Consider the following 16108-nt stretch of genomic DNA (forward strand, 5'->3'; position numbering starts at 1 on the left):
CTTTCAAGGTGCTTATACAGCGGCAGACAAACTACCCCTACAGTCAGGCGTACAAGCAGAGCTATACTTTGGGCTAAATAAATTTCGAGCCACTACAATGACTCGGGCAGTTGATTTTTTTAGCGCAAGGCTTTGGTGATACTCAGCGATTCCTCTTCAAGTGCAATAGCCTGGGGCAGCTGGTTGTTGTTTTTATAGCTCATTGCCAAGTTGTTTAGGCTAGTGGTGTAATCTGCTACCCACACCTTTGGATTTTGTTGGAACAAGGCTTTTGTGATGCTCAGCGATTCCTCTTCAAGTGTAATAGCCTGGGGCAGCTGGTTGTTCTTTTTATAGCTCACTGCCGAGTTGTTTAGGCCAGAGGTGTAAGCTGTAGCACAGACCGTGGGATTTTGCAGGGGCAAGGCTTTGGCGGTGCTAAGCAACTCATCATCTTGAAGTGCAATGGCCTGAGGCTGCTGGTTGTTGTTTTTATAGCTCATTGCCAGGTTGTTTCTTCTTATTGTATAACGCTCAGCCCACACCGTTGCATTGTTCTGGTACAAAGCTTTTGTGATGCACAGCAATTCCTCTTGAAGTGTAATGGCCTGGGGCAGCTGGTTGTTGTCTTTATAACTCATTGCCAAGTTGCTTAGGCTAGAGCTATAACGCTCAGCCCACACCACTGGATTTTGTCGGTATAAGCCTTTGGTGAGGCCCATCGACTCCTTTAGGCTAGCGGTGTAACGCTCTGCCCACGTGTCAGCATTAATTTCAAACCCTTTTCTGAGGATGTTTTGCTGTGCATTTTTAAAAAACAACATCAACTCGTAATCAGTGGTATTCAGGCTTTGCTCTGGTTTATCATAAAAGCGTTGCTGTTTTTCTTCTTGGTTAATGACTTCCAGCATTAATTCAAGCATCTGCTCTTTTGCTTGCGTTGTTTTCTCTGTTAGTAAAGTATCTAACAAATGCTCAAGCTGCTTATCGAGGAAGATATGTAGTAACGCATGCCGGTATTTGTATTTATCGTCATTAGGTGTATAGCGACTTAATATTTCATAAACCTCATCAATAATGGCGTAATGCTCAGATGTTAAGCCAACTTCCTGTTGGCTTTGATTGATATGGGCTTTCAGTGGGTCAAGCAATGGTTCTTCTGTTTCTGCTAATGCTTCCAGCACTTTTGTTACAATAGTTGATGAGAAAGGTGCGCCTAATAATGATGAAAACAGCAGGGTATTTAACGCCGCATTACCATGCCCTCCAAAGTATAATTTCAATAGATGCAGTCGTTCTTCTAATACCGCATAGGCCATTAAATTAAAGCTATCTTGGCCAGCTGATTTTTCATAATGACTGAGTGAATCTTTGTATTTACTTTGCAGGATGGCAAAGGTCTCTTTAATAGCCTCGCTTACATCCGTTATTTCACTATTGATACGTAATGGATTATCAACAATAAGCCGAGTAGTTTCATTCTCACTATATAGCTTGTCATCACAGAGCATGTTAATGCTTTCAATGGCAAACAGGGTATTTATCGCCATTGCATCGTGTCCTGCAATTTCACTAAAAATTGTATTGGTTAGTGCATCAAGTTGTGCAGTTTTACCTTTGATTACCTGTGAAATGAGCTCGTTAAGTGCTTTTTTATCAAAGCCTGTTAGGTTAATGGTAGAGTGTGTAAGGAATGAAGTGTCTATTGTAGTGGTTATTGCTTGATGTCCATTTGTTTCAATCGCTTTTAATAATGCGATGCTATATTCGTGCAATGCTGGGTTTTCTAAAAGCTGTTTTAAGAGGGTGGCAGCATCACTAGGGCGAATGGTGCTGACAATATACAACTGCACTTTTTTTGCTAAGCAGGTCAGGATATATTCGCATGCGCTATTATCTATCCACTGACAATCATCAATAAAGAGCACTAATGGCAGGTTTTGATCACTCAGTGGTAGTAACGTGTTAATTGCTTTATCTAGGTTGTTAAACTGCTGCTCTTTTTGGTTGCTTTTTTTGTTATCTAAGTCTCCAACGCCACCTCGCTTCATGGAGTCTATATTGCTGTCGACCATTAAACGTTCATGTCCTGTCATCGCTATGTTTAGGGCTTTCTCTGCGCCATTAAAAATAGTGCCGATTGCTTTGACGGCATTGTCTTTTGTTGCAAGAGCTTTAAAAAAACCAACGCCTTTGTCTCGCCAGCCTTTTAACAACTCTAAGCGAGTGGCCTCCTCTAAAATACTTTTTTCTAAGGAGCTTAGCCCGGTATTTGATGAGCTATGACCTACTTCATTCAACAGTGTCAGCCTTATCATTTTACTTTCTTCTATCTGCTCAAGGTGTTTGTTAACCAATGCCGTTTTACCGATACCTGGTTCACCCGATACCACTGATACTGTTAATCCATCACACTGCTCAAAATTTGCTTGTAACTGAGCTAGTTCGTTGGTTCGTCCCACAAACAAAGAGGATTTCACCGCCACTTTGGGAATGTCACTGCTTGGACGTTCAAGCATCGCGTAGCGTTGTGAAAAACGACGCTGGTCATCAAGTAATCTTTGTTTTTGCTTTAGGTCATCGGCGACTTCACAATAGGGCTGAAAGGTTTGATCGTTATAGGTATAAACGACTGAAAGTCCCACATGTTTATCGGCATCTTTTTGGTGTTTTGCATAAGAAAGCAATAATGAGAGTATTGCTAAGGAATTATTGTCCAATTTATGCGGATTGTTGATATAGATAAGCTTGGGCGAATCAAGGCTAATGGCTAATAATATTTTAAAGGTTAGTTGAAAAACATCGTGCTTCGCACTTTCAGCAAACGCCTTTGATAAGGTGTTTAATTCTGTTTTTGCTGTTGCTGATAACTGTAATTGGTGATCACTTGTGTTACCAATAAAATCCCCCAGTGAGTCACCTGTTGTCTCTTGAATAAAACCTTCTATGCTACCTATAACTAAATTGGATACATTAATGTTCTCAGTCACAGTATCCACCAATAGTTTAGAGAAATAATCACCGACTTCCTCAAAAACATAATCCACACCTTTATCAAGATAGGTACCAACAAACTCGGTAAGTAATCCCCCGGTGGCAACCGATGCGCCCGTTTTGAGTACTTCTTTTAATGTGATAATGTTTTTAATGTCTTTTAGTTCAAGGCTAAGTTGGTCTAGTAGTGCTTCTAACAGATAAAATCGAGCATCTTGCTGATAACTATCACAATCAATGGCAATGATATTTGTTGTATTATTACTTAATTCATCATCATAGATTTTTTGTGCCACAAGAAAAGGGAATTTGGCTTTTATGCTGTTGTCGAGTTGATTATCAAAATTACTGATATCGTTTTTGTTTAGTTCAATAAGCAGTGGGGTATTTTGAGACTTAACGAGATCTGCTTGGTAATTATTAGCTAGCTTTAGATTAGGCATTTATCAATCCTTGATGAATAACTGTGGAAAAATATACTAACATTTATATATAGTTTTTTAATAGTTTTACTTGATAAAACAATTAGTTAAAAAGAGTCATATAAAAAATGATTGGCTTGTAAGGTGCTAGGAATTCCAAACCCAGTATTTTTGAGTGAGCAGTATTGGTACAAGCAAGTGGAGTGTCCAAGTATATTTAGCCACAAATTTGCAGTTTATAAAGCGATTGCGGGCTGGCTTAATTAACATGCTTTTCCTGAAGCGAGCGTAGATTTTCCGATTTAGTTGCCACTAGCAGACTTATTTACAACAGAAATTAACCCTTTTTATTTAGGCACTCATACTCTAGGTGTATGTATCCAAGTCCAAATTAGCCTGTAATAATTCATCAGCTTTTTCTGTGATGGTATACCCCATAGCGGCATAGTCTTTCCCCTCAAACTGACTTTGTATTCGTCCCACATATTGTTCTAGTGTAATATTTTATTAATTGGAGGGCCGAGGGAACACATTACTTTGCAGATAAAAGCCCTATAGCTCCAGCTGAGTCTAAAGAAGGCTTTGAGAGGGTTTTCACACTTTGTTAAACTGGATAAGCTAAATGAAATTTCAAAATAGACCGTTGGCGTAGTTACCATAGGCTTTTCTTGCATTAATTTATCCTGTTTATATATTACAAAGATTGCAGTTATATCGAAGAGGGTGACATGGAAGTACAGAAAAAATTTTATTATTGTGGTGTTTATAATAGTGATATAGGTGATCAATATCCATGGCATTTTTTTGTGAAGGGCAATTTATTTCTAAGAATGGAGACATTGTAAATACCAGAATGCTGCTTAGTTTATTACCAAGCAAGGAGCCATTGAGTTTTTCGATTTATGGTTGAACAAGAATAAACAAAGAAACGTTTACAAACTCCACATTGTTACCGAACTCAAATGGGTAGATGATCCCAACGTAAAACCATATTCAGATAGCCATCCTATGTATCGTATAAATAGATCTAGCTTAAAGCACACATACAAAAACACTGCACATGATTACTTCTGGGGAGTTCCATTTTGATAGTCAAAATCAACCATTAAGAAGCATAGGGATATCCTCCTAAAAGAGTTTCGTTTTGATATAACAGAACCTTTTCCTGAAGAGCTGAAATTGAAAAGAGTTAATCGACATTATGTGAAAGCTACCAAAGAAACAGGTAGATTGAAGCTCGTGTGATAAAAGTGAAACCGAGCGATTTCTATTAAAAAATGGCTCGGTTTCGTACCCACCCTTACCCGTGTCAACAATCACTTAGTTCAGCTACTTAGCGTACCTTTCACCTAGCTTAAAAGCAAAATGACTGTATCTCCAAATGCCTGTACACAGCAATAAACGTACATAGTAGGTTTTATTATTGCGGTGCTCCATTTCAGGATAAACATTTATAATGAGTTGTGTATCCAACTCGATGAGAAGCTTAAGGAGCTTCTAGCCCTTTTGGGGTTCTTTGATTATCTCACTTTTAGCAGATAGGTCAATAACATCTGGAATAGGGAAGCCTTGCTTTAACAACGCTTGTCTAGCAATGAATGGTATTGTGATTGAATCACCTAAATATCGCCTATATTCCTCAATTAGTAAGGTAGTTGTAAATTGATCAATTAATTGCAAAACATAATTTAATTCGATGAAAGTTGTTGCTGAGCTATCCCACATAGAATCTTCATTTGAAGAACATATTGGTTGATTTTTGAAGCCTTCGATTCGGTCTTGATAAATCAGGTGAAATAAATTATCAGCTTGTAATAATAAAAGACGTTTATGAGCAATTTTAGGTGTTTTGTTATGGCTAATTGTTTCTCGTAAATAGATTGTATGTTTGAAGACAACTTCTCCATTTAATTTGAAAAAATTTGGGCGGAACTGTAGGCCACTGCTAGAACGGCTAATTTCATTACTTTTTATAGCTTGAATAATCGAATCTGAAATTCTTCGGGATAATTCATTAGGAAGGATTCCGTTAAGTAAATAATCTTTTTGTTCGGTTGTCAGAATTGCTAAATTGCATTTTTTAAGAGAGCTATTTTTATCGGAGATGTCGCTAGGTATGTTAATTTCAGCATCTATCTGAAGATGTTTTATGGTAGTAAGCAGCTTTTCTGTGATCTCAATTCTATTTATATTACTATAAAAAAGATGTTCCATTTTCCGCTTAAGAGCTGAACTATAAGCATTTATGAAAAATTGCATTTGTCTTTGAGTCGCAAGGGATTTACCCGTAATCCATTTATTAACTTGGTTTTTACTGTTCGCAGATATTCCCGCTTTCACTGCAATATCTGCGTAGCTCATACCATCTTGGTGGGCTAACTTTAGTATTTGCTTTGTATACTTATATTTTGAAGAGGTTTCTTTTTTCATAAATATCTACTTAATTGAATGTGCCAGTGTTCGGCCATCTGGCACATGATTTTTATTTCAATCTAAATAATCATCATTATTCGGATTATGCCCATCAGCCCAATCGTCCATATCACTTTCATTGTTAGGGTTATTGATATCAGACCAAAGGTCTAGTTCTTCATCTGACATAATTATTTATCCTTCTTGTTACTTGGGTATTTCGAATTATTTGGATTTAACTGTCCACTGCGGTTATCTAGTACCTTCTGGTATTCCTTATTAGTACCTGACGTTCCAGTGTTTTTATTGGCTTGATTTGTTTTATGATTGTTGTTGGACATAACTACTTTCCTTTTTAATTAATGAGTGGAAAGTATAAAAAACAATTAGATTAAGCTCTAGTGAACGGATGGTGAACGTTTACTGAACTTAAGTGAATGTTGGTGAACGAGTGAATTATAGTGTGTAAATAGCATCTGATTCTCAATGACTATCGCAATATTACAGTTAAAATAGCATGAATATTATAATGTTAAGTAATATAACTATCTATATTCACTGATAGGGAAAGAATAATATCTGGATATGATAAATCAACAGATATATTTAAATTACATTGGTCTAAAATACAGCGGTATTTGCAGCATAGATGTACATCTGAGTTAATTGAAGATATTGAAGGGTATGTTCAACAACTTATTGAAAAAAGTGAGCATACATATATTGGCAAAAATGAGTATGGATTATATTAGTTGCAAATGATGATCAGGTTTGGGAGTTGCTTTCAGGAAAGTCTGCGTCTTTTGGTGATACTGATACAGAGCCTGAATCCCTTTACCAAGAGTGGCTTAAAAAACATAAGGAGTGGTTTAATGCAGCAGATTTAGGCAAAGAGTTCACTACAAAGCTTAGTGCAATTAAAGTTAATAAATTTCTAGAAAAGCACGGCTATATAGTTAGAAAGGATGGGGGATGGATACCAAGCAAACTATCTGCTGATAAAAGATTAGTTAGAGACCGAAATAGCTCAACTAAGTACGGGGATAAACCTTGTGTTGAACTCCATTTTGATTTAATTCCATTAATTGTTGATCAATTATAATGAGTTAAGTAGGAGTCGTGAAAAACGGCCTTGAATCGTTTTATAAAAACATTTGAAGACCATCTTAAAAAATACGTTTTAAAATGCTGTTACACAGAATTATTTACAGGATCTGCGATGCACTTACTCGATACGAATGCTAGCCTTATTGATAGTATCTACCTTTTTTAGTTCGGCTAAGGTCCATTCGCCAAAGTTGTTTTTTCGTATAGAGGAGACAACTTCATCTTCATATTCATCAATAGTAAAGGCTATCTCAAATTTCTGTATTAGAAACAAAAGGTAGTAAAATTGGGTTTCTGAAGAAAAAGCCATAGCCAATCCATCATTTTCGTTTTTAAACCAGGCATATTTTGTTAGCCATTCTTTTTTTTCTTGGACGGAAGAAAAACCATTTAGATCATTAGAATCGACATCAAAAGTATCGTAATAGAGTCTTCTTTTTTTTCTTTTATAAATCAATGTATAGTATCCACACCCAGCATTATATACTTTATTTAAGCCATTAATGACTCCCTTGATTGCTATGCTACTTTTTTTGTCGTTAATCATGTCCAGTACAATTAATGGATGTTTTTTTGAAAGCCAACCTTCGAAATACTCATTTATTTCTTGGATACGTTGAAGGTCTTTTTTTACGCCTTCATTTTTATCTAATTTACTAATATCGGCCTCTAGAAGTGAAAATAGTTTTTTAAAGAAAGGTTGAAATTCAACATTATCTTCTATCGCAGAGACAAAATGTATTGTGGTTTTTGGTTGGCCTGAAGCATCTATTCTAAAAGACATCGAGGAGAGGGTGGCCCATGAACTTTCTGGCGCAGCATTTCGCGATGATGAAAACAACATGTCCATTTCTTCTTTTGAAACGGCCACTATTATAGAAATGCTTAACCCCTGATATTTATCATAAAATAACTCAATAATATTGTTCTTATTTCTTCTTATAAAATCGTAAAAATAATCAATGGTTGGTAAATTTTCTTTCTTTTTCTTCTTAGGTGTTTTTTGAGTATTTTTAGCTCGTTGAATGCTTTTCTTCTCATCAATAAAATTATATTTTAGCCACTCAATATTTGAATCATCAAAGGATAACAAGCTCATATCATCAGCATCGTTTTCAGATTTATTATATTGAGGGGCAAGTGTGTTAATTAAATAGGTTTCATATATTTTTGAAACCTTGCGATTAGGCATTTTGCAGTAAGTTATTTTAGCTTCCGTAGAGGCCCACTCATAGTTGCTAATATGTGATTGAATTCTACTTTTCATGTTGTTAGTAATTCCTACATAAATCACTTCATTACCTTTCCAAAATTGGTATACGTATTCCAAATGAGACACCTTGATTAATTGTTCTTAATATCAATATGACATAGCATACTGGAGTTGTATTTGTGAGAAATAATTTAGTTTCCCTATTTCTAGGAGCCTAATTCCAAATTAGCTTGCAATAATTCATCAGCTTTTTCTGTAATGGTATATCCCATAGCGGCATAGCCTTTAGCCCTTTTTTGATACATTCGTTGCAGCATTGGCAAAGATGAATCGAGATAATCAAACACCGCTTTCACCGCTAAATCCCCCTCAAACTAAAAAGACCACTTTCGTGACCAATCATCCCCTAATACTGTAGTAAACTTTCAAGGGATAACAGATGGGGTTTAGAACTAATAACCGTCAAAAATAACAACTAACGTCTCACATCCCCGCCTAAGCATCATTTCCACCAGCAAACTTGCTCATTTAACATGAGCACTAATTATGTGTATGGAGAGTGTCATAAGCAGCATAAATTGGCTGTTAAAAATATCTGCAACATAAAATTATTCATTTTTCGGTAATTAAATACTTGAAAAAAAACAAAACTAAAACTACCATAAGAAACATAAGAACCATAAGAACCATAAGAATCATAAGAACTATAAAAGAGGTATGCGATGGAATACAACGTTTGGGTTTTACAGTCAGCAACAACTAAAACCTGCTTTATTAGCACTCATGTAAGCTTTGAAGGAATGACTATTGCGGGATTTAAGCGCGATATCCAGACATGGAATCGCAAACCTGACATGCAAGAAGAATTAAATGCGATGGCAGCTCAAGATGACTTTACTTTCGATACAGGAAAAGTTTCGCATGTAGATGATCTTCACGAAATAGCAGATAAAATGAGATCTAAAAGTTACCGTGTTCTTAATCGTCGTATAGTTCTTAAAAAATCAAACCAGAAGATATAGATACACAGAAAAGTAATGTACTGCATATTATAAAGCATACATAACCAATCTTCAGTCAATCTTATCTAAGAAAAAGGAACTAAAATGTCTAAAATTGAACATCAACATGAGAACTCAGTTTTTAAATCTGAGTTTCCAGATGGATCTATTTTCTATTCAGCTAAGAAAGAGCCTCCAGGAACTCCAACTGCAAGTCTGAACTGGGTAAGGAGACTTAAAAGGAATGGAAAATCATGGCGTTTAATCGAAGCAACTCTTAAACATAACGGACGCTCTAAAAACTCGGTAGTTTGTTCTGATCTTTCCGAGGAGGAATCTCAGATAATAAAATGTCATTTGATTCGTAAAGCACGGAATTCTAATTTAGATATACTCAATGTAGTGGAAGAAACAAATATAGAATTGAATAAAAGCCCAGAATCATTGGAACGTATTCAAGTATATTGCAGATGTAATTGTGAATGCCATTGTGAATGCCATTGTGAATGCCATTGTGATTATAAATATGATTTTGATCGAGCTAACTATCTAGTAGATTTAAGCAATAATTTATTATAACACCGATTTTACAAACTGATAAAGGCGATCTAACTGGCTTGTCATTCGAGCTGCACGAGGTATTGCAATACTTGCTCTATGCCACTTTTTGTTTGAGCTAGCGCCTTTGGCTTTTTCCCACCTAACGCTAAATTTTCAATATTCCACCAAGACTCAAAGGTTTCTATATTCGCGAAATGCGGATCGGCATATACAGCGATGCATAAAATAAACGGTTCAACTTCTTTTTCACTATGCTGTTTTAAAAGAAAGTCGAATATTTCGTCACTACATCCCATAAGATCCCCTCACTTTAGAATTCATCTACTGGTGTTTTTTTGGGGGGGCTTAGCCACTTTCCCCAATTCAATCAACAACGCTTTGGTTTTAGGGAGATGATCAAGCTTTCTTTTCAAGTGCCCCCTGTCATGAACCAGTTGAGCAATTGCCGTGAGCGACATATTATCATCCGGCGCTAAGTTGGAAATTGCTTGAGAAAGCCTTTCGTCCTCCATAGACCAATCATGCCGCAGCACATGAGGCTTTGTCTTTACAGGGAGAGTGGACTCAAGGAGTTCTCGGTCATGGCGGTAAAGGTAAAAAAAGGCTTTGTTATGCTGAGCTTTGAAATCTTTGCGGAGCCAACTCGGGTGCAATACTTTCGCCCTTCTCAGCTCCTTTAAAGCTGCATTTATATTTTTTAACTCATGGAGTTTCTTGCGCCATAAGACGAGATTTTTTGTATTGGATATCACTTGTTCTACGTAACCTAAACCTACATTTAACGCTTCTGCAATAGCCTTTCTATGCCAACCAAGCTTTGCTTTTAAAATAACCATAACCCTAATACGATTTGAGAACGCTTGCAGATTTGATTTATGCTCAATCCCATTAATCTCTGACAACCGACGAATATAGCAGCGACTTTTCCCCGTTATTTTTTCTATATGGGCCATGCTGAGACCTTTTCTGAGCATGGCGATAATACCTGTTTCATCTGGTTTAGCCTGTATTTGCTCGCTGCACTCAACCTGCTGTGGCTGACTATCTTGCTCAGATTGAAAAAGTGAAGCGTCTTTATCGAATAACCAAAATGCAAATATTAAATGCTTTATAGGATGACTGGGTTTATGAGCCCTATAGCGGAGTAATGGACCTAAAAAATGAAATGAACTTAATGACTCTAATCCGGCGGTAAATGCAAAACCTTGATAGAAATTATCAAGCTCTAGCACCAATAGGCTCATTCTTAACTGTTTGCCTAAAGTGACTAAATTTCGCTTTTCAAGATGATGCCAATACAGACGATGCAATAACAAAGGATCACACGGAAGTTGCTTTGTTATGGCGAATACATCCATGCAAAATTGTGCGAAGATTATTAAAAGCGGATTGAATGTTGGTATCACGGCAAATGATTTAGGAAACGTGAGCCGCCTATCCAGACCAATATCGCCACATTTTATTATGTTAAGTTCGCAATTATGTCTGGGGCAGACAGTCATCCCAGGGATTTGATAGCGAATGTCATAGCGTGGTATGCCAGTCTGCTCTAAATGTTCTTTGAGGCATACAGGACAATACTTATGACCATATTCGAAACACAGTCTAGACTGGGCAATATTTGCCGCAGAGACTGTATTCCCGGTGTGTGTCAGCATCGCCTGCTTGAGCTTGTTATTAAGATCATGGCCAAAAAACTTAAATAGTGGATATAACGTATGATCTTCAAGCCAGACATCAGCCGTATTACCACCGAGCTTATCTAGGCACTGAACATGATTTGGCAGATAAGGATGAATACGTATTTTTTCATAATTAAAAAGCTGTCGGTAAGTGTTTTTTTCATGCCCAACGCCTATTTGAAGATGATAGCGAACCACCCAGCTATAAATACTTTCATGAGCAAGCGGTTCGAGTGATTTCATAGCAACTCACTACATTCAGGCAATTTATCACGCAACCAAAAGATAATAACTAACCAATATAAGGGATGACGTAGTCCTTTTGCCTGACTATGGCCAGATAACGTAACCCATAAAATATTTGTCCGAATTTTCCGGTGAGGGGCAAAAGCGGTGAAAAGACCAACCAGGCAGTCTTGCCCCAAATCACTTTTCATTATTTCAAATAGCTTATCAAACGTCACTTTATCGCTTTGTTTGACCCCATCAGTAATATTGAGTTCCTCTCTAATCGCTATTTTAACGCGCGTTGCCCACTCAATATCGGCCTCAATGGCGCTTGATACTGCATAGATAAATGCCTGCCATTCCAATTGCCACGCAGTGCAGCTCAAGGCCTCCGATTTACCTAGCCAATGGTATGGCAGGGTGAAATTTAAATAGCGCAGCTCATCGTGGCTGTGCAGAGCTACTTGGTGGGTTGGGCATATTCTAGCTCCAAGTAGCTGATGGCTTGCATGCCAGAAAGAAAACCCCAAGCGCTTCCGTTCACCTATTGCGCACTCAGGGCAAAACTTCCATCGCCTATCTACCGAATACGGATTTTCTTCTAGGTTATTCCGATTCCCCGCAGCAGTCAGATCTTCAGGTAACATTCCATCTTCAGAACTTAGTAACCAAGGAGCAAACGGAGTGTGTGCTAAACGCAACGCAAACTGCTCTGTTTTTTCAGATGCCATCGCCTCAACCACACTGCGCAAATTTGAGCAAAGAGGAACCTGTGAGCGTAACAAATGATATTTAATATTATTCAAATCAAAAAATCGCTTAACACTTAAATGCATCTGCCCACTTAAAAATCGACCTCGAATAAAGCCGCTATAAAGATGCTCATCGCACATCAAATCAGGCATTCGCATCATTCATTGTGCTCTAAGGTTTGCGGCTCTCGATGACCGGTAGCATTCTTTTTTAACCCTAATTTGATGGCATCCAATTTTTTCAATTGAGCTAGCGAGAACTCTTGCTGTTCGATAAGCGCATCAATATCTTGCTTAACCGCTTGTGCCGCCGGCCCTTGAACGTTCACAGCAAAGTGGTTCAAATGTTTTAAGGCAAGCGTGCGATTGCCTGCGTCTAAATATTGTTGCACTGTCAATAAATCAGAATGCCGACCTTTAGTACCTTTGTTAATATTACGAGTTACAGAGCGCATAAGCGGGAAACGCTTTTTAAAAACACGCTTAATTAGCGCTTGAGTAACTGTTTCACAACCAGAGCGTACAGCTTCAATCAGGCAGCCCTCCCATAATGCCATTAATATAGAGGGGACTCCTGCGCTTAAATCGTGGAGAAGCGCTTCAATATTTTCATTGCGTTTAATAGGCTTATCAATAGGCTGAAAGCCGAAAATAGCTTTCATCGCGCGGTCCCAATCCTTTTCGCCTTCAAAGCGCATAAGTTCAAGCACCATTCCAATTCGCCGCTTGTGGCGGCCTTGGGAGTCGAATAACAATATGGTGTCGGGTGTACCTATTTTAATATTTGGCACCGCGAGCTGATTAATTAAGGTGTCGAAAAATTGCAGCATTTCGTTTCTAAACCTAACAGAGGCGACTTGTAGGTTTTGAAATTCATCAATAATAAGCAGTCCAACATGATGGCGATTTAATACTGTTAATAAGACCCCTTCCATACTGGAGATATCTGTATATTTTCCACCCTTAGTTTTACAAGTCGCAGCATAATTTGTTTTGCCAAAGCTTGTCTCCGCTAACGCTCTATCAACCTCTTGTAATATTCGTTCAATAAGGACCGCACGACTGCCGTTATGGGGCATGTCTACCTTAATAAACACAATCTGAGGCTCATTAAACCCCTCCCAGTGATGTTCAATAACCATTGGAAAGAGCGCCGTCATAATGAGATTATTAATGGTTGATTTACCATTACCAGTGAACCCTGTTACAAATATAGCATCAGCCGTTGTTTGAGCCGATATTGCATCTAAATAAGGCCTTTCTATATTCTCTAATGGAATAGTATTGTCGGCTATATCATAGCTCCATGCGACTACCTCCGGCCTGCTGGGATTCCGATCAACATAGCCATGACTAAGCGCATCATACAATTCGTTATACAAATCTAAATGTTCAGTCGTAATAATACGGGTTTTACGCAATTGCTTTATCACTTCAACCCGGTCAGAATCCAAAAGATGGCTGAATTCAGGAGAAGGAACTCTTTGACTTAACACTTGCCTAAATCGCTTTGGATCGACTCTATTGGGTAACCCAAGTATCAATGGGTTGTTTTTATATGCTTCAACTTCCGTATCGCGGTATTGCGCGGGGGTTATTGTCACTGGTAATTTTTTATTCTTAATAGCCATTATTCATCATCCTCATCAAATTCTGCGTATCCCTTGTGTTCAGAAACATCTTGATCATAAGGGGGATTTTTTATCTGGGGTAAAACCTGCTGTTGTGTGACTTGCAGAAAACGGTGCATATCTTGGTGTCGATTAAGCAATGCCTCAAATTTTCGGTTGTCTTTAATCTTGGAGATATTAGGAACAGAACCCGACACTTTTTCTTTATTTGCTTGTAACAGTTTCTGCTCTATAAATTCATCAACTCCGAGTAGATATTGAATCTCTTCCTCCGCAGCTAACGCATCTTCTTTGAATTCTTTATCTTTTTGTTGTGCGACTTGGGCGAAAGAGAGCCCTGCAAAACGGTTATCTTTGTGATCCAGCGTGGCGAGCTTAAGGCCGTCATCGGTACAAATTAAGATAATATCAACAAGCTCCGCGTTATAACGACATGCAAGCGTTAGACACCTTTGATTTTTAAGCTTACGTTCCTGTATACCCGAGGCTAAGGTCCAGTCACAGTTATACAAAAGTCCCTTATCCTTCAAGAACAAACCATACTTATGAACAGTCATTTCACCCTTGGCGAGTAATTTCATATAAAGCTCATCCTCGGGGACATTAATCAAATAACCGGGTCTATTTTTCATCCCCCATTCCCACAGTTTGACTGGAATAGCAGGTACCTTGTCACGCACCATTTCACGCTCTAAAGGATATTTTGGTAATTTTCGATTATTGTTGTGATAAAGCACGTAAACAATCGCAATTTGATAAAGTTCAGGAATAGTTAAACACGCATTTTTACGTGCAACTTGCCGTGCAATATCTTGCTGAGACTTTGTTTGATTCCCCTGACTTACTCCCATAAAATAACGTAGAAAAATATGAAATAACTGCTCAATATTTGGTTTGTCATCACCGCGTCCCGAACGGGAAAACTTCAACACCACAGGCAGGTCTGCAATAGGTCCCTCGGAAACTTTATTATGAAATTCCGCTTTATCCACAAAAATAATTGTTGGTACCCCAGACTGAGGCCAGTATTTAGCATTAAAGTTAAACCCCAGTTCATCAAACCATCCTTGCTTGTCTCGGCCTGCATTAAAAATGGCTTGCTTTACCGTGTTATAGGATGGATTTTCGGTGGTAATAAACAGGCCGACAATTAGCTTTGTGAACACATCGATGATGAAATAGAGTGTCCCTTTGCCGATTTTTGTTGACCGAGAAGGGTCAAAAACCGATACCAGTTCCTCTGTAAAAGGGGTTTCATCCAGTTCGAAAACTTGCCCTGGACCGATAACATGCATATATGCATTTCCCGTTCTGCCCGCGTTGTCTTTTTTATTTTCAATGGCGTTTTGGCGACTTTTGTCTCGTTTAGGTAGGTTGCCGCCAAACTGTTTTACCAACCAGTAATAAAACTGGTTATAAGACGGTATTTCATCAGGAGGAAGCAGCACGACTTTAAAGCGCTCCCCTGTTTTTTCTGCTGTCAGAAAGTCATTCTTTACACGTGATTTATGGTAATGTTTTCGCAAAATCTTGTTATAAACGTAGAGTATAGATGGGCCATTCCTCTGTCCGTACCAGCGCAAACCTTTTTTAAAAATATCGAAATCTCTTTCATTTAATAACTTACCTCTGGCGATTCCTCTACTTGGACGACCTGGCTTAACATACTGCTTTCTTTGCTTGGGAATGTGATTTGAATTTTTTCCGATCGGAAAAGAAAGACCCGATTTACGTCTTCCCATGCGCAAAAATGCGTAAAAGCAATCATAGACGGTCTGCTTACTCTTACCTGTTTCTTTAATAATGCTTTGAAAACACCCCTGACCATAATCATTCCTTAGTACATTTTCTAAGTCATCTACTAACGGTCCAATCAGTGCATAGCGCGCGATACATTTTTCCCGCCTCCACTCTGGTTGACTATCAATGTCCTGCAACGCTTCTTTGGGCCAATCCATCTCAAATAAAAGAATCTGCTCAGTTTCTAACTGCGCTAACACCTCCTTATAATTCAGTTTTATCGGAAATCGAGCAGTAGAGTCCAGATTGATGGCGCACAACACATTAATTGAAAGATCAACAAAAACAATAAGGTAGTCTTCAGAGATTTCATATTCTCCGATATA

The 16108-nt window shown here is 38.0% G+C and carries 13 protein-coding genes; 3 read left to right on the plus strand and 10 right to left on the minus strand.

The window, feature by feature from the left end:
• Nucleotides 1-119 precede the first annotated feature (119 nt).
• The 3 genes from PING_RS15940 to PING_RS15950 all read right to left on the minus strand — a co-directional run bounded on the left by PING_RS15940 (nt 120) and on the right by PING_RS15950 (nt 6148).
• Nucleotides 120-3416, minus strand: a complete 3297-nt coding sequence (locus PING_RS15940) for a tetratricopeptide repeat protein (RefSeq protein ID WP_011771351.1) — start codon at nt 3414-3416, stop codon at nt 120-122.
• A gap of 1476 nt (nt 3417-4892) precedes the next feature.
• Nucleotides 4893-5825: a hypothetical protein gene (locus PING_RS15945; protein ID WP_011771352.1), complete on the minus strand. Its 933-nt coding sequence runs from the start codon at nt 5823-5825 to the stop codon at nt 4893-4895.
• Between the two features lie 173 nt (nt 5826-5998).
• Nucleotides 5999-6148, minus strand: coding sequence for a hypothetical protein (locus PING_RS15950; protein ID WP_041766606.1), 150 nt, complete (start codon nt 6146-6148; stop codon nt 5999-6001).
• A gap of 437 nt (nt 6149-6585) precedes the next feature.
• Here PING_RS15950 and PING_RS15955 point away from each other — a divergent pair, with 437 nt between their 5' ends.
• Entirely contained in the window at nt 6586-6909 is a 324-nt protein-coding gene (locus PING_RS15955) for a hypothetical protein (RefSeq protein WP_011771353.1), read from the plus strand.
• Between the two features lie 123 nt (nt 6910-7032).
• Here the strand turns inward: PING_RS15955 and PING_RS15960 are convergent, their stop codons facing one another.
• Both PING_RS15960 and PING_RS20735 read right to left on the minus strand, forming a co-directional pair.
• Nucleotides 7033-8244, minus strand: a complete 1212-nt coding sequence (locus PING_RS15960) for a GIY-YIG nuclease family protein (RefSeq protein WP_041766608.1) — start codon at nt 8242-8244, stop codon at nt 7033-7035.
• A gap of 89 nt (nt 8245-8333) precedes the next feature.
• Complete coding sequence (locus PING_RS20735; protein ID WP_157035387.1) at nt 8334-8483, minus strand: hypothetical protein; 150 nt, start codon at nt 8481-8483, stop codon at nt 8334-8336.
• 366 nt (nt 8484-8849) lie between these two features.
• Between PING_RS20735 and PING_RS15965 the strand changes: the two genes are divergently transcribed.
• Together PING_RS15965 and PING_RS15970 are read left to right on the plus strand one after the other, a co-directional pair.
• The gene (locus tag PING_RS15965) at nt 8850-9149 is read left to right on the plus strand and encodes a hypothetical protein (RefSeq protein ID WP_011771355.1); all 300 of its coding nucleotides are present in this window, start codon (nt 8850-8852) and stop codon (nt 9147-9149) included.
• Between the two features lie 84 nt (nt 9150-9233).
• Entirely contained in the window at nt 9234-9707 is a 474-nt protein-coding gene (locus PING_RS15970; protein ID WP_041766610.1) for a hypothetical protein, read from the plus strand.
• Between the two features lie 41 nt (nt 9708-9748).
• Here PING_RS15970 and PING_RS15975 read toward each other — a convergent pair whose 3' ends face one another.
• Genes PING_RS15975 through PING_RS15995 form a run of 5 tightly spaced genes read right to left on the minus strand, consistent with a single transcriptional unit; the run spans nt 9749 to nt 15982 of the window.
• A complete protein-coding gene (locus PING_RS15975; protein WP_041766613.1) occupies nt 9749-9985 on the minus strand; it encodes an MbcA/ParS/Xre antitoxin family protein in 237 nt (78 codons plus the stop codon).
• A 21-nt stretch (nt 9986-10006) separates the two neighbouring features.
• Entirely contained in the window at nt 10007-11614 is a 1608-nt protein-coding gene (locus tag PING_RS15980) for a TnsD family Tn7-like transposition protein (protein ID WP_011771356.1), read from the minus strand.
• Nucleotides 11611-12504, minus strand: coding sequence for a TniQ family protein (locus PING_RS15985; RefSeq protein ID WP_198134714.1), 894 nt, complete (start codon nt 12502-12504; stop codon nt 11611-11613). The genes PING_RS15980 and PING_RS15985 overlap by 4 nt, the downstream gene beginning before the upstream one ends.
• Nucleotides 12505-12509: 5 nt before the next feature.
• A complete protein-coding gene (locus PING_RS15990; protein WP_011771358.1) occupies nt 12510-13982 on the minus strand; it encodes a TniB family NTP-binding protein in 1473 nt (490 codons plus the stop codon).
• Nucleotides 13982-15982 carry a hypothetical protein gene (locus PING_RS15995; RefSeq protein ID WP_157035388.1) on the minus strand — a complete coding sequence of 667 codons (2001 nt, stop codon included), beginning with the start codon at nt 15980-15982 and terminating at the stop codon, nt 13982-13984. The genes PING_RS15990 and PING_RS15995 overlap by 1 nt, the downstream gene beginning before the upstream one ends.
• Nucleotides 15983-16108: the final 126 nt, after the last annotated feature.

Source organism: Psychromonas ingrahamii 37 (assembly GCF_000015285.1).
In the GTDB taxonomy this organism is placed as follows: Bacteria; Pseudomonadota; Gammaproteobacteria; order Enterobacterales; family Psychromonadaceae; genus Psychromonas; species Psychromonas ingrahamii.